Source organism: Hymenobacter canadensis (genome assembly GCF_027359925.1).
Lineage (GTDB): Bacteria > Bacteroidota > Bacteroidia > Cytophagales > Hymenobacteraceae > Hymenobacter > Hymenobacter canadensis.
In genome coordinates this window covers 944,116-964,956 of record NZ_CP114767.1, presented here as the reverse complement: position 1 = coordinate 964,956, position 20,841 = coordinate 944,116, and the positions used below count along the sequence as shown (strand labels likewise).

The 20,841-nt window shown below is 62.9% G+C and carries 22 protein-coding genes; 8 read left to right on the top strand and 14 right to left on the bottom strand.

What is annotated here, in order from left to right; genetic code table 11:
* The first annotated feature begins 26 nt into the window (after nucleotides 1–26).
* Entirely contained in the window at nucleotides 27–1,484 is a 1,458-nt protein-coding gene (locus O3303_RS04120; RefSeq protein WP_269560798.1) for an APC family permease, read from the top strand.
* A gap of 182 nt (nucleotides 1,485–1,666) precedes the next feature.
* Here O3303_RS04120 and O3303_RS04115 read toward each other — a convergent pair whose 3' ends face one another.
* Both O3303_RS04115 and O3303_RS04110 read right to left on the bottom strand, forming a co-directional pair.
* The gene (locus tag O3303_RS04115) at nucleotides 1,667–2,377 is read right to left on the bottom strand and encodes a carboxypeptidase-like regulatory domain-containing protein (protein WP_269560797.1); all 711 of its coding nucleotides are present in this window, start codon (nucleotides 2,375–2,377) and stop codon (nucleotides 1,667–1,669) included.
* A gap of 275 nt (nucleotides 2,378–2,652) precedes the next feature.
* Entirely contained in the window at nucleotides 2,653–3,069 is a 417-nt protein-coding gene (locus tag O3303_RS04110) for a hypothetical protein (protein WP_269560796.1), read from the bottom strand.
* Nucleotides 3,070–3,373: 304 nt separating this feature from the next.
* On the opposite strand from O3303_RS04110, the gene O3303_RS04105 reads away from it, so the two are divergent.
* The 4 genes from O3303_RS04105 to O3303_RS04090 all read left to right on the top strand — a co-directional run bounded on the left by O3303_RS04105 (nucleotide 3,374) and on the right by O3303_RS04090 (nucleotide 7,598).
* Complete coding sequence (locus O3303_RS04105) at nucleotides 3,374–4,672, top strand: NAD(P)/FAD-dependent oxidoreductase (protein ID WP_269560795.1); 1,299 nt, start codon at nucleotides 3,374–3,376, stop codon at nucleotides 4,670–4,672.
* Nucleotides 4,673–4,786: 114 nt separating this feature from the next.
* Nucleotides 4,787–5,014: a hypothetical protein gene (locus O3303_RS04100; RefSeq protein ID WP_269560794.1), complete on the top strand. Its 228-nt coding sequence runs from the start codon at nucleotides 4,787–4,789 to the stop codon at nucleotides 5,012–5,014.
* A gap of 50 nt (nucleotides 5,015–5,064) precedes the next feature.
* Nucleotides 5,065–6,444 (top strand): 4Fe-4S binding protein, encoded by a 1,380-nt coding sequence (locus tag O3303_RS04095; RefSeq protein WP_269560793.1) that lies wholly within the window; start codon nucleotides 5,065–5,067, stop codon nucleotides 6,442–6,444.
* Nucleotides 6,445–6,608: 164 nt separating this feature from the next.
* Nucleotides 6,609–7,598: a formylglycine-generating enzyme family protein gene (locus O3303_RS04090; protein ID WP_269560792.1), complete on the top strand. Its 990-nt coding sequence runs from the start codon at nucleotides 6,609–6,611 to the stop codon at nucleotides 7,596–7,598.
* Here the strand turns inward: O3303_RS04090 and O3303_RS04085 are convergent, their stop codons facing one another.
* The 5 genes from O3303_RS04085 to O3303_RS04065 form a co-directional block, all read right to left on the bottom strand.
* On the bottom strand, nucleotides 7,599–8,462 hold the full coding sequence (locus tag O3303_RS04085) for a hypothetical protein (RefSeq protein ID WP_269560791.1): 864 nt from the start codon (nucleotides 8,460–8,462) through the stop codon (nucleotides 7,599–7,601).
* Nucleotides 8,463–8,552: 90 nt separating this feature from the next.
* Nucleotides 8,553–9,548 (bottom strand): alpha/beta fold hydrolase, encoded by a 996-nt coding sequence (locus O3303_RS04080; RefSeq protein ID WP_269560790.1) that lies wholly within the window; start codon nucleotides 9,546–9,548, stop codon nucleotides 8,553–8,555.
* A gap of 68 nt (nucleotides 9,549–9,616) precedes the next feature.
* On the bottom strand, nucleotides 9,617–10,177 hold the full coding sequence (locus O3303_RS04075; protein ID WP_269560789.1) for a hypothetical protein: 561 nt from the start codon (nucleotides 10,175–10,177) through the stop codon (nucleotides 9,617–9,619).
* A gap of 59 nt (nucleotides 10,178–10,236) precedes the next feature.
* Nucleotides 10,237–10,974 (bottom strand): GAF domain-containing protein, encoded by a 738-nt coding sequence (locus O3303_RS04070; RefSeq protein WP_269560788.1) that lies wholly within the window; start codon nucleotides 10,972–10,974, stop codon nucleotides 10,237–10,239.
* A 55-nt stretch (nucleotides 10,975–11,029) separates the two neighbouring features.
* Nucleotides 11,030–11,491 (bottom strand): peroxiredoxin, encoded by a 462-nt coding sequence (locus O3303_RS04065; protein WP_269560787.1) that lies wholly within the window; start codon nucleotides 11,489–11,491, stop codon nucleotides 11,030–11,032.
* 222 nt (nucleotides 11,492–11,713) lie between these two features.
* Between O3303_RS04065 and O3303_RS04060 the strand changes: the two genes are divergently transcribed.
* The 3 genes from O3303_RS04060 (at nucleotide 11,714) to O3303_RS04050 (ending at nucleotide 15,481) form a co-directional block, all read left to right on the top strand.
* Nucleotides 11,714–12,403 (top strand): glycosyltransferase family 2 protein, encoded by a 690-nt coding sequence (locus tag O3303_RS04060; RefSeq protein ID WP_269560786.1) that lies wholly within the window; start codon nucleotides 11,714–11,716, stop codon nucleotides 12,401–12,403.
* Between the two features lie 146 nt (nucleotides 12,404–12,549).
* Complete coding sequence (locus O3303_RS04055) at nucleotides 12,550–14,019, top strand: cellulose synthase family protein (protein ID WP_269560785.1); 1,470 nt, start codon at nucleotides 12,550–12,552, stop codon at nucleotides 14,017–14,019.
* A 43-nt stretch (nucleotides 14,020–14,062) separates the two neighbouring features.
* Nucleotides 14,063–15,481 carry an MptA/MptB family glycosyltransferase gene (locus tag O3303_RS04050; RefSeq protein WP_269560784.1) on the top strand — a complete coding sequence of 473 codons (1,419 nt, stop codon included), beginning with the start codon at nucleotides 14,063–14,065 and terminating at the stop codon, nucleotides 15,479–15,481.
* Between the two features lie 33 nt (nucleotides 15,482–15,514).
* On the opposite strand, the gene O3303_RS04045 is transcribed toward O3303_RS04050, so the two are convergent.
* The 7 genes from O3303_RS04045 to O3303_RS04015 all read right to left on the bottom strand — a co-directional run bounded on the left by O3303_RS04045 (nucleotide 15,515) and on the right by O3303_RS04015 (nucleotide 20,749).
* Nucleotides 15,515–16,144 (bottom strand): TIGR04282 family arsenosugar biosynthesis glycosyltransferase, encoded by a 630-nt coding sequence (locus O3303_RS04045; protein WP_269560783.1) that lies wholly within the window; start codon nucleotides 16,142–16,144, stop codon nucleotides 15,515–15,517.
* Between the two features lie 216 nt (nucleotides 16,145–16,360).
* Nucleotides 16,361–16,927, bottom strand: a complete 567-nt coding sequence (locus O3303_RS04040; protein ID WP_269560782.1) for a rhodanese-like domain-containing protein — start codon at nucleotides 16,925–16,927, stop codon at nucleotides 16,361–16,363.
* 42 nt (nucleotides 16,928–16,969) lie between these two features.
* On the bottom strand, nucleotides 16,970–18,019 hold the full coding sequence (gene arsS, locus O3303_RS04035) for an arsenosugar biosynthesis radical SAM (seleno)protein ArsS (RefSeq protein WP_269560781.1): 1,050 nt from the start codon (nucleotides 18,017–18,019) through the stop codon (nucleotides 16,970–16,972).
* A 129-nt stretch (nucleotides 18,020–18,148) separates the two neighbouring features.
* Nucleotides 18,149–18,487, bottom strand: coding sequence for an arsenosugar biosynthesis-associated peroxidase-like protein (locus O3303_RS04030; RefSeq protein ID WP_269560780.1), 339 nt, complete (start codon nucleotides 18,485–18,487; stop codon nucleotides 18,149–18,151).
* Between the two features lie 57 nt (nucleotides 18,488–18,544).
* Nucleotides 18,545–19,093 (bottom strand): heme NO-binding domain-containing protein, encoded by a 549-nt coding sequence (locus O3303_RS04025; protein WP_269560779.1) that lies wholly within the window; start codon nucleotides 19,091–19,093, stop codon nucleotides 18,545–18,547.
* Between the two features lie 127 nt (nucleotides 19,094–19,220).
* Nucleotides 19,221–20,183, bottom strand: a complete 963-nt coding sequence (locus tag O3303_RS04020; RefSeq protein WP_269560778.1) for an anti-sigma factor — start codon at nucleotides 20,181–20,183, stop codon at nucleotides 19,221–19,223.
* A 2-nt stretch (nucleotides 20,184–20,185) separates the two neighbouring features.
* Nucleotides 20,186–20,749, bottom strand: coding sequence for an RNA polymerase sigma factor (locus O3303_RS04015; RefSeq protein ID WP_269560777.1), 564 nt, complete (start codon nucleotides 20,747–20,749; stop codon nucleotides 20,186–20,188).
* Between the last annotated feature and the right edge of the window lie 92 nt (nucleotides 20,750–20,841).

The window sequence follows — 20,841 nt, the reverse complement described above, 5'->3', positions numbered from 1 at the left end:
GCCCAAATCCTGTTTTCGCTCTTTTTATGTCTGAGAAACAAGGCCATTTTCAGCGGGCCATTACGCTGTTCGACGCCATCATGATTGTCACCGGCAGCATGATTGGCTCCGGTATTTTTATTGTCTCGGCCGGCATTGCGCGGCAGGTCGGCTCGGCGGGCTGGCTGCTGGTGGTGTGGCTGATTACGGGCTTCATCACACTGGCCGGCGCCGTGAGCTACGGCGAGCTGGCGGCCATGTTCCCGAAGGTAGGCGGACAGTACGTGTATCTGCGTGAAGCCTACAACAAGCTGGTGGCCTTCCTCTATGGCTGGTCGCTGTTTCTCGTGATTCAGACCGGCGTAATTGCGGCCGTGGCGGTGGCATTTGCGCGGTTTGTGGGCGTGCTGGTGCCGTGGTTCAGCGAGCAGAACGTACTGTTTGAGCTGGGCCCACTGAAGTTCTCCACCGTAATGCTGCTGGCCATTGTCATGCTGGTGGGCCTCACCTGGGTGAACTCGCGCGGGGTGCGCGGCGGCAAGCTGATTTCCAACATCTTCGGCAGCACCAAGCTCATTGCGCTGGCGCTACTCATCCTGTTCGGGCTGGCCCTGGGCATCAGCGACCAGGCCGTGAGCCTCAACTTCCACAATATGTGGGAGGCCGTGAGCTACGACGCCGCCGGCCAGGGTACGCCCCTCACCACTTGGAGCCTGGTAGGCGCCATCGGGCTGGCCATGACCGGCTCGCTGTTCAGCTCCGACGCCTGGAACAACATCGGCTTCTCCGGCGACGAAATCGTGCGGCCCGAGCGCACCATTGTGCTTAGCATGGCCATCGGCACCGGCATCGTTACGGCGCTGTACCTGCTCATCAACCTAGTGTACTTGCTGGTGCTGCCCCTGCACGGCGACCCGGCCGCCGCCGCCTCCGACCTCATGAGCCGGGGCATCATGTACGCCGCCGATGAGCGGGTGGGCACGGCCGTGGCGGGCAGCATCCTGGGCAAAGTGGGCGCCGGCTTCATGGCCGTGCTCATCATGATCAGCACGTTCGGGGCCAACAACAGCATCATTCTGAGCGGAGCCCGCGCCTACTACGCCATGGCCAAAGACGGCCTGTTCTTCCCCGGCATGGCCCGCCTCAACAAGGCCGGCGTGCCCGGCGTTGCGCTGTGGGCGCAGTGCATCTGGGCCTGTGGACTGTGTTTGTCGGGTTCCTACGGGCAGCTGCTCAACTACGTGATGTTCTCGGTGATTCTGTTCTACGTCATCACCATCATTGGCATTTTCATTTTGCGGCGTACCCGGCCCGATGCGCCGCGCCCCTACCGGGCGCTGGGCTACCCCGTCATTCCGCTGCTATATGTGGTGCTGGCCTCGGCCTTCTGCATCATCCTGCTGGTGTCGCCCACCACGGCCCGCGACGCGGGTCTGGGGCTGGGGCTGGTGGCGATGGGCGTGCCGGTGTACTACCTGTTCGGCAAGCGCTTCGGCGGGCAATAGCCGGCTGGTTTCCTGTGCTTCCTTCCAACGACAAGGCCTCCCCGGATATCCGGGGAGGCCTTGTCGTTATCACGGTAGTGAGTATTGAATCCTTGGTAGTGAGAAAGTTGTGTAGGTGTTGAAACTCAGCCAAGCCTCCTCTTAACTCTCATAGCAGCTTACTCAATACTCTAAGTACTCAATTATTTGCGGCGGCGCTTGGTGCCTTCTGAGGGCAGCAGCGTCACGTTGACGGGCTGGGAGCCGCGGGTGCGCACTTCCTGGTCCTGGTAGCCACCGTAGCCGTACACGAGGGCGTTTTCGCCGGCCGGCACTTCCATCGTGTAGTTGCCGTTGGCGTCGGTGCCGGTGCCTTTGCGGGAGCCTTTCAGCAGCACGGTCGCGCCGGCCATCGGGCGGCCATCCTCGTCCAGAATGCGGCCCGACAGCGTAATGGTGGTGGGGGCAGCCGGCGCGGCTGGAGCAACTTCAGCGGCTGGAGCCTCTTCGGCTACCGGTGCTGCAGCAAACGCCACCGACTCGGTGGTGCGGGCGGCCAGTCCAGCCTCGGCGGCCGGGCGCACTACTGCGGGCTTCTTGGCGTCGGTGGCGGCCAGCTTGGCGGCATCTGCCGCGGCTTTTTCTTCGGCGGCGGTTACGTCGGCGGCCGCAGCCGGCGCAACCTCTTTGGCGCCCGTCACGCTGGCTTCACCCAGCGTCACCGAAGGAATGATGGTAGTGACTACGCGGCGGCCGCTGGAGCCCGGCAGTAACATGTAGCCGATGACAGCCAGCAGGAGAATGGCACCTACTATCAGGCCCAGCCGGCCGTTGCCGGAAGAATAATCCTCTTCTTCGCTCAGCAGCGCGTTTTCGTCGGTTTCAGGCTCAGGAACAGTAAATTTAGTGGGCATAGGGATGGATTGGAGTGTTGAGAAAAAACCGGAGCAGACCGTGGCGAACAAACCTACCTGCTTCGCAAAAAAAGCAGCTGGCAGGCGGGTTCACCACGGGTTCCTAAAGATATGGGAACTGTTACATTCTATCCTAATTATTGCGACTACCGGGCCATACAGAGGCTTTTTTTTCCATTCTGGCAAAAGAATCTTCACCGCTGGCATTAGGCACAAAAAATCCCCGCTTCTTCCGAAGCGGGGATTTTTCTGTGGAGGTAGCCAAGGCTATGCGGCTAGTCGTGGGCGGGCTTGGCCGGGCCGCTGGGGGCGTCGTCGCCGAACTTCTGCTCGCGCGACCGGACGGCATTGCCCATATCGTAGCTGCCTTCCGCCTCAAAACCAGGTCCCTGGGCCTGCTCACCGGCATTCTGGTGGTCGTTGCCGCCCTGGGGCTCGGTTTCGCTGCCACCGATGTGCAGGTTGTCGAGCTGGTTTTTCTGGTCGCTGCGCTGGGTGTAGCCGTTGGCGCCGGTGTTGCGCTGCGCCGAGGGGTCGTTGGCTTCCTTGCCGTTGCTGAGCAACGATTTGAAGTCCTTTTCCTTTTCCAGCTGCTCGTTGTGAGCCGTGCCGCTGTTGTCGGTAATATCCTTGTTTTCCTGGTCGTTTTTATTGACATCGTCGCCGCTGCCAAACAGACTATCTAGTGCCATGTTGGGGAAGTGTAGTGGGTGAGGAATTGTAACCAGTAGGTACGCGCCGCAACCCACGAAGTTGTGCAGATAGGGGTACCCGGCAGGTTGCCTATTCTAAACCGCCCCGAAGCCAATCTGGTTTATCTGCCGGTGCGCCCGGGCCAACAGCCAGCCGCAGCCCATACCGCCTGCTGCTCCGGCCAGCCACCGCCCCGATCCGGCCCGTATACCGGGCGGGTGCCCCAGGCAACTCCGGCCGGTTTTGCCCGACATTGACGATGTTTGCCGCCGGGCATTCTCCTTTCCTCTCTCCCCTTCCGCTATGCACCTGGTTATCATCGGCAACGGCATTACGGGCGTGAGCTGCGCGCTGGCAGTGCGGCGCCTCTCGCCCGAAGCCCGCATCACGCTCGTGTCAGATGAGACGCCGTACCACTACTCCCGCACCGCCCTCATGTACGTGTACATGGGCCACATGCGCACCCAGGACATCAAGCCCTACGAAGACTGGTTCTGGCTGGAAAACCGGCTGGAACTGGTGCACGCCACCGCCACCGCCCTCGATGCCGACCAGAAAACGCTGCACCTCAGCAACGGCCAGCCGCTCGCCTACGACAAGCTGCTGCTGGCCACCGGCTCGGTGAGCCGGCTGGCGGGCTGGCCCGGCCAGCACTTGCCGGGCGTGCAGGGCCTCTACTCCCTGCCCGATCTGGAGCAGATGCACCGCGACACGAACGGCGTGCGACAAGCCGTGGTGGTAGGCGGCGGCCTGATCGGGATTGAGCTGGCCGAGATGCTGCACTCCCGCGGTATTGGCGTGACCATGCTCGTACGCGACACGCACTACTGGGGCTCGGTGATGCCCCCCGAAGAAGCCGCCCTGATTGGGCAGCAGCTGCGCGAACACCACATTGCGGTGCACTACGGCACCGAGCTGGCCGAAATCCTGCCCGACGAGGCCGGACGGGTGCGCGCCGTGCGCACCACCCAGAGTGTAGAGCTGCCCTGCCAGTGGGTGGGGCTAGCTACCGGCGTGGCGCCCAATCTGGCGCTGGCCGGCACCTGCCCCGGCCTGGAAACTGACCGGGGCATTCTGGTGGATGCGCACCTGCAAACCAGCTTGCCCGATATCTATGCCGCCGGCGACTGCGCCCAGCACCGCCAGCCGGCGGCCGGAGAGGTGCCCATTGAGCAGCTTTGGTACACCGGCCGCATGCAGGGCGAAACGGTGGCCTACACCATCTGCGGCCAGCCAACACCCTATCAGCGCGGGCCGTGGTTCAACTCGGCCAAGTTCTTCCAGCTCGAATACCAGACCTACGGCCGTGTGCCGGCCAGGCCCGAAGCCGGCGAGCAGACCTGCTACTGGCAGCACCCCAATGGCCGCCACGCCCTGCGCATCAACTACCGGCCCGACCAGGGCAACGCCGTAACGGGCGTCAACGCCCTGGGTATCCGGCAGCGCCACGACGTATGGGAAGGCTGGCTACGGGCCGGCACGCCGGTGCAGGAAGTGCTGCGCCAGCTGCGCCGCGCCAACTTCGACCCCGAATTTTTCCGCCGCCACGAGCCCGCCATGCTGCGTACGTTCAACGACCAGCTTCTTTCAAGGAGTAACTGAGTGGGCTGAGTAGCTGAGCAATCATTCTGCTATCCGCGCAATTGATGTCCTCAGAACAACTACTTAGTTACTCACTTTACTCAGTTACTCAACAACTCAGCTACTCTTTTTCCTGTGGATTTCTCCAAACTCTACCGACCCAGCGCCCTCAACAGCTTCCAGTTCATTGCCGTTACGGGCCTGATTATGAGCGGTGGCGCGCACCTGATTCTGCATTTCTTCGCGCACCACTCGCTGCCCGGCTACAACTGGCTGTATGTGTGCTGGCTGGCGCTGTACGTGGTGGGCTCGTTGCTGAACCTGTTCGGCAAACCCAGCGAAGACCACCATCACCACCACTAGGCGCGGCCTGTTGCCAGCTTTTCTTTTCCGCTTGTTTTCCGCTGTCTGCCATGGCTTTTGACGCTAACCTGACCCTGCCCCGCCCACCCGTACCCGACACCTCGGCTACTGAGAAAACCCTGCTCACGGTGGTGGGCCTGGGGCTGCTGGCGCTGCTCACCGTGGCCTTCGATGCCGATGCGGGCCGGGCGCGTCTCAGCTTCTGGGCCGGCGTGCTTCTGCTGAGCGCGGGCACGCTGGGCTGGGCGTGGTACAAGTTTGGGCGCCAGCCGGCCGGCGTGCTCCAAGACAACCTCTGGCTGCGCGCCAGCAGCAGCCGCGGCGCCGTAGCCTGGCTCACGGCCGTAGTCCTGACCGGGTTCTACGTGGTGCTGTACTGGTTCAGCAACGACGACGGCCAGGGCAATTTCGGACCGCTCAATCAGCTCATTCATGCCCTCGACCCGTTCAGCCAATGGCTGCGCCACAAGCCCAGCGACCAGTGGTTTTTGTACGGCACGTTCTACACGCTGGCCGTGCTGCTGATGGGCGGCCGGGCGCTCTGGAAGTACCGCCACTCGCCTTACCAGCGTATCCGCACGGCTTCGGTGATGTTCTTTCAGCTGGGGTTTGCGTTTCTGCTGCCGGGCTTGCTGCTGGCCTTTCAGCGGCCCGAGTACTACTTCTCCTACTTCTGGCCCCTCAAATACGATTACCTGTTTCCGGGCACTGTGAGCTACCTGCTCAAGGATGGTGGCCCGGCGCTGGGCGTGTTCATGGTGTTCTGGGGCGTGGTGATGTCGTTTGTGGGCACCCCCGTACTCACGTATTTCTTCGGCAAGCGCTGGTACTGCTCGTGGGTGTGCGGCTGCGGCGGCCTGGCTGAAACCGCCGGCGACCCCTACCGCCACCTCTCCGACAAAAGCCGCACCGCCTGGCGCTGGGAAGTCCGCATCATTTACACCGTGCTGGTACTGATTGTGGCCCTCACGGCCCTGCTGTGGCTGGGGGCCTCGGGCGCGGTGCCGGCCCTGCAGGCCGTTACAGAGCCGCTGTCCAAAGCCTACGGCTTCGCCATTGGCTCGGTGTTTTCGGGCGTGATTGGCGTGGGGTTCTACCCGCTGATGGGGGCCCGGGTGTGGTGCCGGTTCGGGTGCCCGATGGCGGCGTATCTGGGGCTGCTGCAGAAGCACTTTTCGCGCTTCCGCATCACCACCAACGGCGCGCAGTGCATTTCCTGCGGCAACTGCTCCAACGTCTGCGAAATGGGCATCGACGTGAAGCAGTACGCCCAGCGCGGCGAGCCCATCATCCGGGCTTCGTGCGTGGGCTGCGGCATGTGCTCCACGACCTGCCCACGCGGCGTGCTCAACCTCGAAAACGGCCCCACCGAAGGCCGCTACCAAGGCAGCCAGCTCATCCACGCCGATTCACTCCGAATCCTAAGCTAAATATGCACCGTGTTCTTCTGGGCGCAGCCAGTATGGTGGCGCTGCTTCTTGCCGGCTGTTCAGCTGTTTTTCCTAGCAGCGTGCGGCCAGGCCTCTACAGCCCTTACACTGGGCTACCGTTTTTGGGGCGTGGCCTAGACGCTTGGCCTGATTCAAAGCCGCCAATGCCTGTTACTGAGTCAGGGCTGGCGGTTGTAGTAATAGATAACTACCCTGCGCCAGCCTACCGGGGATTTCCTGACTATGCAACGCTTCAGCAGCTTCTGCCCTGCCCGGTACCGGCCACTGATACTCTGGCGTCACCGGTTGCCAAAGCCCGCGCCGCTGGCAACCAGACACTACTCCTTCCCGGCAATATCCTGCTGCCCACTGTGGATTTCCGGCCCGACCAAGCCGAAGTCAGCAACTTGGAATGGCAGCAGTTTATCCGTTACCTGGAATTCAATGGCGACTCCGCCATTGCCGCCCGCATGTGGCCCCGACGTGAAGCGTTGCCAATCCCCGAATATTTCCTCCATCCTTTTTACCACTTCTATCCGGTAGTAGGGATAGAATATGAACAGGTGCAGGCCTACTGTCGGTGGCGCAGCCGGCAAGTAACGGCAGCTGTCTGGCAGGGCCAACCCGGCCGGGCGGCATCGGCCCCGGACACACTGGCCGCAGACTATGTACGCGTAGTCTACCGCCTGCCCACCGAGACTGAATGGGAGTACACGGCCGGCAGTGGTGTAAAGGGAAATCCGTATGGTGCTTCCTGCTTGCAGCAAAAGGCCCGCATAAACCCTGGAGCCGCAGCCTATTTCAAAACTCGTTCAGGCAGTTCACACTCTGTTGCTGCCATCAAAGATGACATCGTAGCCTTCAATCGTCAGCAAACTCCCCTGCCAATGCTGCACTACAGGCACGAAGTCCCGGATTTTCTGGCGTTGCGAACCCCCGACTACGTCTATAGCTTGGCCCCCTCTGCCTTCGGCCTGTATCACATGCTCGGCAACGCGGCCGAAATGGTGCAGGAAAAAGGAGTCACGAAGGGTGGCAGCTACCTTGACCCACTGGAAGCCTGCACTGTGCAGGCCCGGGGCCGCTACGAGGGCCCGGCACCGCACATCGGGTTTCGGTGCGTATGTGAGGTTTCGTTTCCCAATCGGCGCTAACTAACGCCTGAACTCCAGCGGGCCTTTCGGTTTCAGCCAGGCTTTGAGGTCGGCGTAGGGAAACAGGTAGTCGGACTCGGGCTGCAGGGCCTGGATGACGTGCGGAAAGCCGAAGTCGTAGTAGAGCGTGAGGCCGAAGGGCGTGAGGGCGAAGTCGTAGAAGCGCGGGTCGTTGGCTTCGAGGGTGGCGGTGCGGGTGCTGTCGTTCCAGTGCAGGCGCTGGCGCACGTCGGCCAGCATGGCGGTATCCAGCTCCGGGTAGCTGGCGGGCAAAGCGGCGAGGTGCGCCCCGATGCGGCGGTTGATGGACTGCTGCCAACGCTGGCGCAGCGCCAGCGTGTCGGCCAGCAGGTCGCGCACCTGCAGCAGGCGGCCGGTGCGCAAATCGAAGGTGGCATGTCGCACCGACGACGACGGATATGCCCCCATGTACTCCGCCGTAAACTCCATGGACAACAGGAAATGGTCGTTGTAGAGCACCTCGTAGCTGGCTCTCACAAACCCACTCTGCCCGTTCGTCTCATACTCGGCCAGGGCCTGCCGGATGCCACTGGCCGCCGTCAGGGTATCGGGCAGCACTTCCAGGTCTTCGCCCAAAGCCGCATCTATCATATACTGATTGATGCGGGCCGCCGCTGCCGGGATGGTCAATTGCACCTGCGGCACAACAAACATGCTTTTTCCGGTGTCGCCGACGCTCACTATCAACGCCTGCGGGCTGGCCGCAACCAAGGCCGGCTTCTTGGCCGGCCGGCGAGCTAGGGCGCGGTTTTTCTTGGTTTGAGCGGCTGTGCGCTGTGCCAGCGCGGGCGCAGTCGTCAGCAACAACGCCGGCAGCAGCCAACGCAGATAGGTATGAAGCATAAACAGGCTGGATTCAACCGCAACTTACAGCTGAATCCAGATATCTGCCCGTGGGCGCCTGCTACTCCTACGCATCCAGAGCCAACCACCTTACGGCTTCACGAATGCCAGCAGCGCCGCCAGAAACTGCGGGGTGGCTTCCAGGTGCGGAATGTGGCCCACGCCGGCCAGCGGCACCAGCCTGGCCCCCTTGATCTGGGCGGCCACGCGCTTGCCCAAGGCCGGATACTGGCCCATAGCGGCCAGCACCTGCGGATCTTTGATGAGGCCTTTGCCCACCACCGTGCGGTCGTCCTGCCCAATAATCAGCAGCGTGGGCACCCGCACCTGGCCGAACTCGTAGCAGAGCGGCTGCTGGTAGATCATGTCGAAGGTGAGGGCGTTGGCGCGGGCCACCTGCCCGAAATCCGGACTTTTGGTCTGGGCGGCCAGCGGCAGCAGCCACTGGTCGTGGGCGGCGGGGTAGCCGCGCGGGTAGTAGGTGGCGTGGTATTTCCGGATGCTGGCTTCGGTGCTTTTGCGCTCGGTGGCTTCGGCCTGGTCGACGGACTGAAACGGCACCCCCACGCGGTAATCCTCCAGCCCGATGGGGTTTTCGAGCACCAGCTTTTCGGTGGTTTCGGGGTAGAGCAGGGCGAAGCGCGTGGCCAGCATACCGCCCATGCTGTGCCCCACCACCACGGCCTTCTTCACCCCCAGCGTATCGAGCAGCTGCCGGGTGTTGCGGGCCAGCTGGTGAAAGGAATAGTGAATATCCGGCTTGTCGGACTTGCCGAAGCCCAGCTGATCGGGCACCACCACCCGGAAGCCAGCGGCCGTCAGCGCCCGGATAGTTTCCTCCCAATAGGCCCCGAAGAAGTTTTTGCCGTGCAGGAGCAGTACCGTGTGCCCGTTGGCCCGTGAAGTGGGTTGCACGTCCATGTAGGCCATGCGCAACTGCTGCCCTTCCAGCTTCAGAGGAAGCACACGCACCGCAAACGGATAGTCGTAGCCGGAGAGGGTGGCATTGAGAGTAGCGGGCACCGACTGGGTAGCCCCGACGCGGGCCAGCAGCAATAGCAGCACCAGAAAGCAGGAACGCAGCATCAGCAAAGCAAAACAGGTGAACTCCCGCTTACGCAGAACTGCTGGCGTAGTCTGACCACGCGGGGCGGCTAGCTGCCGGCGGCCTGGTCGCGCTGGCGCAGCAGCAGCTCGATGGTGCGCGTGTCCTCGTCGCTCCAGATTACGCTGCGCACGTCGTCGAGGCTGAGCACGGTGTGGCCGTCGGCCTCGCCGTACTGGGTGTACACTTCCAGCATCAGCTCTTCTTCCGTGAGCCGCACCACGTAGCCGTAGAAGTCATGGTCGCTCTGGGTTTCGATCAGCAGTAGCTGGTGCGTATCGAGGGCGTGCTGGAGCAGCGCGGGCACCGTGTGGTAGGTGGTATCGAGGCCGTCGGGGGCGGCAGCTTGGCCGTAGGCTACTTCGGGGTTGTTTTCCTTGAACTCAATCAGGCGCACGTACCGGTCATCAAAATGCACTTCCGACACAGTATCCAGGCTGAGCGTCCGGACGCCCGTGAGCAGGCCCTGCCGCGTGATGGTGCGCAGCACCAGCAGCTCGGGGTTGATACTAAGCACGTATCCCAGAAACAGCGTGCCGCCAGTTTGTACCGACACAATGCGGCGGCTGCGCTGGGCCCGCTGCAGCATATCAATCAATAAAGCTCCCATTGTAGTACACAGCTAAAGGCCGCAAATATAGGCCGCTGCCTGCTGCCGATGCCAGCAGTCTACTGATTTTCCTGGTTGGCCGAAGGACTCAGGCGGGCCACTTCCGCCATGTGCCGGTCGAGGCTGCGGTGCAGCACCTGCAGCCGCTGCTGCACCCCGCGCAGATCCACCTCATTGGCCGACACAGTACCGGTGCGACTGGTGAGGTAGCGCGCCAGCGCCGAGTTGTCGTGCAGCAGCTCCTGCAGCTCGGCCTGCACCTGCTGCCACTCCCGGAGCTGGCCACTGTCCAGCATCAGCTGGCGCAGCTGAATGGTGCGGCTGGCCAAATCGGCTAGGTCCATCAGCAGGGCTTCTTCACCAGCCGTAATGGCACGGGGCTCGCGCCCAATCACGCACAACGACCCGATATTGTCGCCGTTGGGCATGCGCAGGGCCGCGCCAGCATAGAACCGCAGCCCGGCCGACTGCGCCATGTAGGGGTTGATCAGCTGGCAGCTGTTAGCCGACAGGTCTTCAAACGACAGCACCTTATCCTGCAGCACGGCGGCCGAGCACAGACTGTCGGGCCGGTCAACTCGCTCCAGGCCCGGCATACCGGTATTGGCTTTGAAAAACACTTCCTGCTCATTTACCAACGAAATCAGCGAGATGGGCAGGTTGAATAGCTGCGCCGCCAGCGCCACGTATTCGTCGAATACGGGCTCGGGTGTGGTGTTCAGAATCCGGTACTGATGCAGGGTCCGCAGGCGGTGCGCATCATTGGCAGGAATCAACTCGTCGGGCAAGGTATCCATAGGCCCAAAAGTATCAGCCAGGCAGCAGAAAGGAAAATATTTATTATATTATATATTAAACCTGGCTCAATTCAGCCAGCACTTTTTTGGCCGTTTCCACGTGGTCGGTGGCCCGGTTCATGGAGTTGAAGATGTAGCGGATGGCGCCTTCCTTGTCGATGACGAACGTGACGCGGCCGGGCAGCAAACCCAACAGGGCGCGGGGCACTTCGTAGAGCTTGCGCACCTGCCCGCCGGCATCGGCCAGCAGCGGAAAGGGCAGCCGGTGCTTCTGGGTGAACTTCTGGTGCGAGGCTTCCGAGTCGGAGCTAATGCCTACCACTTCGGCCCCGAGGTCCTGGAAATCCTGGTACTGGTCGCGGAACGAGCAGGCCTCGGCGGTACAGCCGGGGGTGTCGTCTTTGGGGTAGAAATACAGCACGATGGCGCGCTGGCCGTGCTGCTCGCTCAAGCGGAACGTGTCGCCGGTGGTGGTTTTGAGGGTGAAGTCGGGAGCCTGGTCGCCTATCTGAAGCATATGCGGGGCGCGCAGTACGCGCGAAGAATTTGAGGAGAAACCTGGACCCCAAACAATAAGCCGGGGCGCCAGGGCACAAAAGTAGCTGGAAACCGGCAGCCCAGGCCGAATGTTGCGCCCGCCGGGACCAGCCGTAGGCGCCAACCGGGTCCAAGTCTGCATCTTTGTAGCCTGTAATTTTCTCTGCCCTCCAAAAGCGGGCGGCTATGTGCTGCCCCTGCCATGCTGATTGACGTCATTATTCCTGCCTTCAACGAAGAGCAGTCCATTGCGCAAGTGCTGCGCGAGATTCCGGCCGGTCTGGTGCGGGAAGTCATTGTAGTCGACAACAACTCCTCCGACCGTACCGGCGAGGTGGCCCGTGCGGCCGGCGCCACGGTGCTGCGCGAAAACCGCCCCGGCTACGGCCACGCCTGCCTGGCCGGCATGGCCCACGCCTTCGCCCGCCCCCTGCCCGAGCAGGCCGACATCATTGTGTTTCTGGACGGCGACCATTCCGACTACCCCGAGGAAATGCCGATGCTGGTGGCGCCTATCCTGCGCGGCGAAGCCGATATGGTGATTGGCTCACGGGCGCTGGGCGAGCGGGAAGCCGGCTCCATGATGCCCCAGCAGATTTTCGGCAACTGGCTGGCCACTTCCCTGCTGCGCCGCCTCTACGGAGCCCACTTCACCGATCTGGGCCCGTTTCGGGCAATCCGGCGGGAGGCGCTGCAACGTATTGGCATGGCTGACACCACCTACGGCTGGACGGTGGAAATGCAGCTCAAAGCCGCCAAGCTGCGCCTGCGCAACACCGAAGTACCGGTGCGCTACCGCCGCCGCATCGGCACCAGCAAGGTGTCGGGCACGGTGCGCGGCACGCTGGGCGCCGGCTACAAAATCCTCTGGACCATTTTCCGGTATCTGTAATGAGTTGATCTTGTGCAAGTAAGAACGTCATGCAGAGGCGCAGCCGAAGCATCTCGCTTGCCTACTCAGGATTAGTAACTCAACCTCAGCACGCGAGATGCTTCGGCTCCGCCTCTGCATGACGTTCTCTTTAGTCATTTTTTGAAATGCTTTTCCTCGAAATCACGCTGCTGGTCGTTTATGGGCTGTGTCTGCTGTTTGTGTTGGGCTTCAGCCTCACGCAGTTTCAGCTGACGCGGCTGGCCCGGCGTGCCTACCGGCAGGGGTTGGCGCCGGAGCCGCCCGCGCCGGCCGTGTGGCCCCGCGTGACGGTGCAGCTGCCGCTCTACAACGAGGTGTTTGTGGCCGAGCGCCTGCTGGATGCCTGCGCCGCCCTCGACTACCCCACCGACCGACTCCACATCCAGGTCCTCGACGACTCCACCGACGAAACCGTGGCCCTGGTGGCGGCGCGCGTGGCCTACCACCAAGCCCGCGGCCTGCACATCGAGCAGGTGCGCCGGCCCGACCGCCAGGGCTACAAGGCCGGCGCTCTAGCCTACGGCCTGACTCATTCCGAAGCCGAGCTGGTGGCCATCTTCGACGCCGACTTTGTGCCGCAGCCCGATTTTCTGCGCCGCACGGTGCCCTACTTTCAGCACGAGCCGCGCCTGGGCGTGGTCCAGACGCGCTGGGGCCACCTCAACGAGGAGTACTCGCTGCTCACAGAGCTGCAGGCGTTCGGGCTGAACGCGCACTTCCACGTGGAGCAGCTGGGCCGCAACGCCGGCGGGCACTTCATCAACTTCAACGGCACGGGCGGCGTGTGGCGCCGCAGCTGCATCGAGGATGCCGGCGGCTGGCACGCCGACACGCTCACCGAAGACCTGGACCTGAGCTACCGGGCCCAGCTGCGGGGCTGGCGCTTCCACTACCTGCCCCACGTGGTGGCCCCGGCCGAGCTGCCCGCCACCCTCGATGCGCTAAAGTCGCAGCAATTCCGCTGGACCAAGGGCGCCGCCGAAACCGCCCGCAAGCACCTGCGCAACGTGCTGCGCTCCGGCCAGCCGCTCTCGACTAAGCTCCATGCTACGTTTCACCTGCTCAACAGCTCGGTGTTTGTGGCCATTCTGGTGATGGCGCTGGTGAGTGTGCCACTGGTATTCGTGCGGGCCGATTTGCCGGAGCTGAAACCGGTGCTGCGGGTGGCGTCGGTGTTTTTGCTGGCCTTCGTGCCGCTGGTGTACTACTACTACACGGCCTGGCGCCTCGACAAGCCCACCGCCCCGCGCTGGCGCTTCGCGGCCGACTTCCTGCTGTTTTTGTCGGTGTCGATGGGTTTGACGCTGCACAACGCGCGGGCGGTGCTGCTGGGCTACCAGGGCCGGCAGTCGGCGTTTATCCGCACGCCCAAGCTGGGGCTGGTGAAGCGCACCGGCGGCTGGCGTGGCCGCCGCTACCGCACCGGCGACCTGCTCGACGGCCTCACGTTCACGGAAGGGCTGCTCACGCTGTACTTCGCTTTCGGGGTGGGCGCCGGCCTGTACCTCGGCGACTGGGGCCTGCTGCCTTTCCACCTGATGCTCACGGTCGGCTATGGGATTGTCTTCCTGTATTCCGTCCGGCACCGGGCCTGATACCGGTTGTCGGCTTCTTCATCCAACAGATCAGCTACCCGGCATGAACAGCCTGACGGACACCCACTCACCCGAACCGCTTGCTAACGATTCGCGGCCGATAAGCGGCCGGCAATTGCTGGCGCTGCTGGTTTCCGGCGGGGCGTATGCGGGGCTGGCCTACGCCACGCCACGGGCAGAATTCGGGCAGCTGCTGGGCCTGTTTGGGGTAGCGTTTGGGGCGTATGCGTGGCTGCTGCACTCGCGGCTGCCGCTGCGGGCGGGCCTGCTGGCGGCGCTGCTGCTGCGGCTGCTGTGGCTGCCGGCCCTCCCCGCCCTCTCCGACGACTACCACCGTTTCCGCTGGGACGGCCTGCTGGTGGCCGCCGGCCTCAACCCTTACCTGTTCAGCCCGGATGAACTCGTAGCGGATGATTCTGCGGCTGGGGTCCAGGCCAAGCCGACCTCGCCCCGGCCGGCAACCACCTCGCCCCTACCCGCCACCAAGGAACTCCGGACACTCTATCCGAAGCTGAACTCGCCGCACTACTACTCCGTGTATCCGCCGGTGTGCCAGGCGGTATTTGGGGTGGCTTCGGGAATCTTTCCGCACCACGAGCGAGGAGCGGTACTGCTGATGCGGCTGGTACTGCTGCTGGCCGAAGCCGCCACGGCCGGGTTGCTGCTGGCACTGCTGCGGCAGCTGGGGCTGCCCCGGCAACGGGCGTTGTGGTATCTGCTCAACCCGTTGGTACTCGTGGAGCTGACCGGCAACCTGCACTTCGAGGCCTTGGTGGTGACGCTGCTGCTGCTGGCGCTGTGGCTGCTGACGCGCGGGCGCTGGGCAATATCGGCGGGGGCGCTGGGGCTGGCGGTGGGCACCAAGCTGCTGCCGCTGCTGCTGCTGCCGCTGCTACTGCGCCGGCTGGGCTGGTGGCGCACGGCAGCCTACGGCACCCTCACGCTGCTGACTGTGGCGCTGCTATTCGCGCCGTTTGTATCGGCGGAGCTGGCCCGCAATATCGGCCGCAGCCTCGACCTGTATTTTCGCAGCTTCGAGTTCAACGCAAGCGTGTATTACCTGCTGCGCGCCGGCGGTTACTGGCTCACCGGCTACAACCAGATTGCCCGCATCGGGCCGGCGCTGGCGCTGGGCAGCGTGGCCTGGATTCTGCTGCTGACCTTCGGCGAGAAACGCCCAACCTGGACCACGCTGCCCGCCACGCTGCTGCTGCTGCTCACGGGCTACTACCTGCTGGCCACCATCGTGCACCCGTGGTATCTGACGCCGCTGCTGGCCCTGAGCGTGTTCACGCGCTACCGCTACACCTTCGTGTGGTCGGGGCTGGTGGTGTTGTCGTACGCGGCCTACCAGACCACGGCCTACACTGAGAATCCGTGGCTGCTGGCGCTGGAATACGGCGGGCTGCTGGGCGCAATGCTTTGGGATTATCGGCAGCGGCTGGCGCGCCCGGCTGTTTAGCTGCTGTCCGACGCTTGAATCCGGCCCCGGCTTCTACGCGCCGGAGATGGCGCGCCAGGCGGCCAGGTCGGCGGCATCGTCTACGTCGCGCAGCGTGGGCAGCTGCGCGACGGTCAGGCCCAGCCGGTCGGCGTCGGCCAGGGTATGGGCCAGCACGGAGTCGGTGCTCCAGCTTTTCCCCAGAAAAATGTCCTCACACAACTCTTTCATTCCCAATAGGTAATACCCTCCATCCTCAGCCGGCCCTACAACCAGGTCGTGCGTAGCCAGCGCGGCGTACGCCTGCTCCAGAATAGCCGTGGACAAACCCGGGCAATCCGTCCCAACGATGAGTACGGCGCGGGCACCCTGGTTGAAAGCGTGGGCAAATGCTGTGAGCATGCGAGTGCCCAGGTCACCGGAAAACTGCAGTTGCTGCTCGTAATCCGGCCAGGCGTCGGCGCTGTCGGGGGTGGTCGTGGGGGTTTCGGCCAGCCACACGGTTTTGTGGGCGGGCAGCTCCTGCGCCACGGCGCGGGTATGGGCCAGCAGCTCCCGGTACACGGCCAGCGCTGCTTCATTGCCGATGCCGGCGGCCAGCCGGGTTTTCACCTTGCCTAGCTCCGGATGACGGGCAAAAACGAGCAGGTGCTGGTGAGCAGGGTTGGCACTGGTGGCAGACATAAGCGGAAGAAGATTCAAAAGGAATAATTGAGAAGCTGACGTGACGTCGCTGCGTGTAGCGCGAACTTTGTAGTTTGCGCCCCCGCGCCGCCCGGACGATTTCGTTTCAGCGGCGCCGGGATGCGAACTACAAAGTTCGCGCTACATTCAGAGCCGTTCCAGTGGCGCGGGGGCGCACTACAAAGCTCGCGTTACACAACACCAAGGCCGGCGCGCCTACTCGTATACCTTACGGCCTTTTTTCAGCCACGGGCTCCACAGCACCGAGTATGGGTGTACTTCGTCGGTGCGGCCCTGGGCGTTGACCACCGGATAGCCGTCGTTCACCCACTGGAAAATGCCGCCGTAGAGGTTGCGCACGTCGCGGAAGCCGAGGGCGCGCAGCCGCTCCCCTACCCGCTCGCTCCGGTAGCCCACCGAGCAGTACACCACTACTGGCCGGTCGCGGGGCACGTCGCGGAACTCGGACTTCTCGAAGGTGCCGAAGTCCACAAACCGGGCGCCCTGCAGGTGGCTTATGCGGTATTCGTCGGGCGTGCGGGTGTCCAGCAGCACCACGCCGCCGGGCTTGGCCTGCAGGGTGGCGGCCAGCTGGGCTGGCTGCATCAACGGCACCGTATTGCGGTACAGCGTTTTCAGCAGCTGGTCGTAGGCGGTAGTGGTGCGAGCCGGCTCGCCCTGCCGCTCTCGCCCGCAGGCTCCCAGCGCCAGCAGCCACAGGCCCGACGATACAAGGCTCGTGCGGCGAAGCCAGGCCAGCTTATGTACAAGGCGGTTCAGCATACAAAGTGGTGCGGTTAACGGCAGTTACGGCGGCTGAGCAGGCTACGTGGTGGCACCGCCGCAGCTGGAACCCGCGCCAGCCGTGCAGCCAAAGCAGTGCTGGTTTACCACGATGGCCCGGGCATTAAGCGCCGCCTCGTCGAAGTCGCGGATGTGCTGGGGGGCGGGGGCGGCCACGGGCAGCTCCAGCATCTGGTTGAAGTCGCAGTCGTAGAGCAGCCCGTCCCAGCTGACGCTGAGGGTGCTGCGGCACATCACGTTTTCGGCCGCCGTGGGGTTGTAGGCCGCCACCAGCTTCTCCATGTAGCTCTCGTAGTTGCCGCTTTCCAGCAGATATTCCAAGAAGCGGCTCACGGGCAGATTGGTGATGGCCAGTAGGTTATTGAACACGATGCCATGCTCGCGCAGCAGCCGCTGCTTGAACTCGCGCTCCAGCGAGGCCTGGCTGCCGGGCAGGAAAGCACCCGACGGGTTGAACACCAGGTCCAGCAGCAAACCCGAGCCTTCCACGCCATAGCCCACCTCGTTCAGCATCTGAAGGGCCCGGATGGAACGTCCGAACACGCCTTCGCCCCGCTGGGCATCGGTGCGGGCCGCCGAGAAGTGCGGCAACGACGACACTACCTGCACTTGGTGCTTGGCAAAAAACTCCGGCAGGTCGTGGTACTTCTTGTTGGCCACGATGATGGTCAGGTTGCAGCGCACAATGGTCTGGCGGCCCAGAGCCGAAATCTGCTCCACCAGCCAGCGGAAGTCCGGGTTCATCTCCGGTGCCCCGCCGGTCAGGTCCACCACCTGGATATCCGACTGCGCCAGCGCCGCCAGGCACTCCTGCATGGTTTCGCGGGTCATGATTTCGGTGCGGTCGGGCCCGGCGTCTACGTGGCAGTGCTTGCACACTTGGTTGCACATCTTGCCCACGTTGATCTGCATCACGCGCAGACTGGTAGGGCGCAGCGGCAGCAGGCCGGTTTCGCGCAGCTTGTGCGCAAACGCCGGCAGGTGCGCCCCGGCAGCATCAGCCTGGGAAAGTACCGTCAGCTGGTAGCCGGTATCGGCCAATAGCGCGTGGCGCGCCTGGAGAGACTTCATAAATCGCTGATTTACGCTGATTGAATTGATTTCACTGATCGTTGGTCACCAGAAGTTGCTACTGAAAAGGCCATAAGGTCTGACCAAAGGAAATCAGCGGAATCACCTCAATCAGCACAAATCAGCGATTCACATCGATAGTTCCTTGGCCTTGTTCATCATCTGAACGCCGTGCACCAAAGCGGCTCCGCCCTTGATGGCGGCGGCAACGTGCACGGCCTCCATCATCTGGGCTTCGTCGGCGCCTTTCTGCAGCGAGTCCGACGTGTAGGCATCGATGCAGTAGGGGCATTGCACGGCGTGGGCCACTGCCAGCGCAATCAGCGCCTTTTCCCGCTCCGAAAGCGCGCCTTCCTTAAACACCTCGGCATAGTAAGCGAAAAACTTGTTGCCCATTTCGGGCTGCCACTCGGTGATATTGCCAAATTTGGCCAGATCGGCGGGGTTGTAATACGTTGACTTTTCCATGGAAAGAAACAGAATGTGGTGGAAGAGAATCGATACTGATGGACGGGCCGATTGACCTCAGGCCGCCGCCACCCGGCGGACCCGAATGCGGACCTGCTCGCCGTCCTCGCTGGTTTCGGGCTCTACCAGGATGCGGTCAGCCTCGTCGTAGTAAGTGGCAATACCGCGCACGATGCCCACAGCCAGTGCCCCCATGCGTCGTTTCGATACGTAGTTGATTTCCAGCTCGTCGGGCGAGAGGCGAGTGACCTGCAGCACGGGCGGGGCGTTTTCGGCGTGCTCCTGCCGAACCTGCCGGTGCATGGTGTTTTCGGTATGCTCCAGCATGTCCAGCGTAGTCCAGTTGGGCTGCAGCAGCTTCTGGTACATGTACATCAGGTCGGGCACCAGATACTCCCCGAACTTCTCGTGCAGCTCCTGCGCCGAGAGGCCGGTCATTTCGGCGGCGTGCCCGACCAGCGCATACATGTGCTCATCAGGATACACGTTTTTATGATCGAAGCTGGTGGCGCTCAGGCCCGCCGCTTCCATCAGCCGCACCCACGTGCTGTGGTCGTACTGCGTTTGAACGTAGCGTTTTAGGAGTGTGAAGATGGTACCGTGCACCGCAGTAAATTCTAGTGGAGAAGGAATTGCCAGCCTAAATAACAGCAATCCGGCAAAAACAGACCGACAAAAAAGGGGCGTGAAGAAGTTTTCCTCCTCACGCCCCCTACTGCGCCATTGCGCTTTTCTAAAGCATCTTGCCCAGCACCGTCATCGTGGAGAGCGTAGGCGAGGCGCTGCCGCCCGCATCTTCCACCGTCATGGCGAAAGCCTGGGCACTGGCAATGTCCTTCATCTGCTGCAGGCTGTCGCCGGCGGCAGTGGTAGCGGCCAGCACGCCAGCATCCACGGGCTTGCCGTTGTCGAGGGCCCAGAGCTGGTATTGCTTGCCGGCGGGTGGCGCGGGCAGGCTGCGCACGTTCACGTACACGGCCTTGGTAGTGGGGTTGTAGAGCACCCGCGCTTTGGCCGAAGGCGCGGCCGGCGTTCCGGCCAGAATCACGCTCTGGTACTGCTCGTCGCGGAGTACGGCCAGCTCGCGGTCCTGGGTGAGCAGGCGCTTCTCGGATGCCTGCTGGGTGGCGGCAAAACGTCCCTGTTCATTCTGAGCAGCAAACAGAGCCGTTTCCGTGTTCTGCCAGCGGCTATACAGGATGTAGTTGCCGGCCAAGCTCAGCAGCAGTGCTACCGAGGCCGCCATCAGCCAGCCATAGCCAGCGCGGGGCGCCGCCTCATAGGCGGGCTCCGGCGCACTGCCGATGGACCGTACTACCGACTCATCCTTGGTGACGGGGTCGGGCACGATGGGGGCCTTAGGCACACCCAGCGGGGCAGTAACAGGAGTTTCCGGAGTTGCTACCGGGGTGGCGGGCGCCAGCGGCACTACGGGCGTGTCGGCGGTGGCATCAGCGGACGTGCTGCGGATGGCTTGCTGCCAGCCCGCCAGCACCCGCTCCCGCATGGCGGGCGGCGGCGTAATGGCATGGGCCTGAGCGTACTCATCGAGGCCGCCAATAATGGCCTGCAGCTCGTGCTGTACTTCCGGATGCGTGGCAGCCATCTGCTCTACCTGGGCAGAGTCAGTGGCGGAGAGTACGCCTAGAGCGTATTCTTCCAGAATGCCTGATTCGATATATTGCTGAGTATCCACGGCTATCGGATCAGTTTAGAGAGTACCTTGATAGCAGCGCGGGCGCGGGTTTTCACCGTGCCCAGCGGCAGATTCAGCTCGTCGGCCACCTCACTCTGGGTGTAGCCGCCGAAGTACAGCATATCAACGACCTGCTGTTGGTCAGGGGAGAGTTTTTTGGTCATTTCCTGCAAACCGATGTGCTCGGGCCGGAACGTGGGCGAAGCGGGCTCACGTACTGCGGCGCTGTCTTCAAGCGGCTGGGTACGAGTACCTACGCGGTACTGTCGGGAGCGGATTTTGTCGATGGCTAAATTCCGGCTCACGTTCATCACCCACGTAAACAGCCGGCCTTTGCTAGCATCGTAGGAGGCGAAAGAGTTCCAGATTTTGACCATGCTTTCCTGCAGCACGTCTTCGGCTTCTTCCTCTTTCTTGACGACGCGCATGATAACGCCGTAGAGGGCAGCCGAATACCGGTCGTAGAATAGCGTCATGGCCGCCTCGTCCCGGTCACGCAGACGCTGCACCAGCAGGTCTTCGCCATCGGCTATCGGGGGCATGGCTTCGGGGGGAATGACATTCACGGGCAATGGGATATAGTACGAGTGAGCAATGAAGCAGAGCTTACCGACAAGCGAAAGTACACTTCCCGGGCAATTGTTCGCGCTGGGGAGGC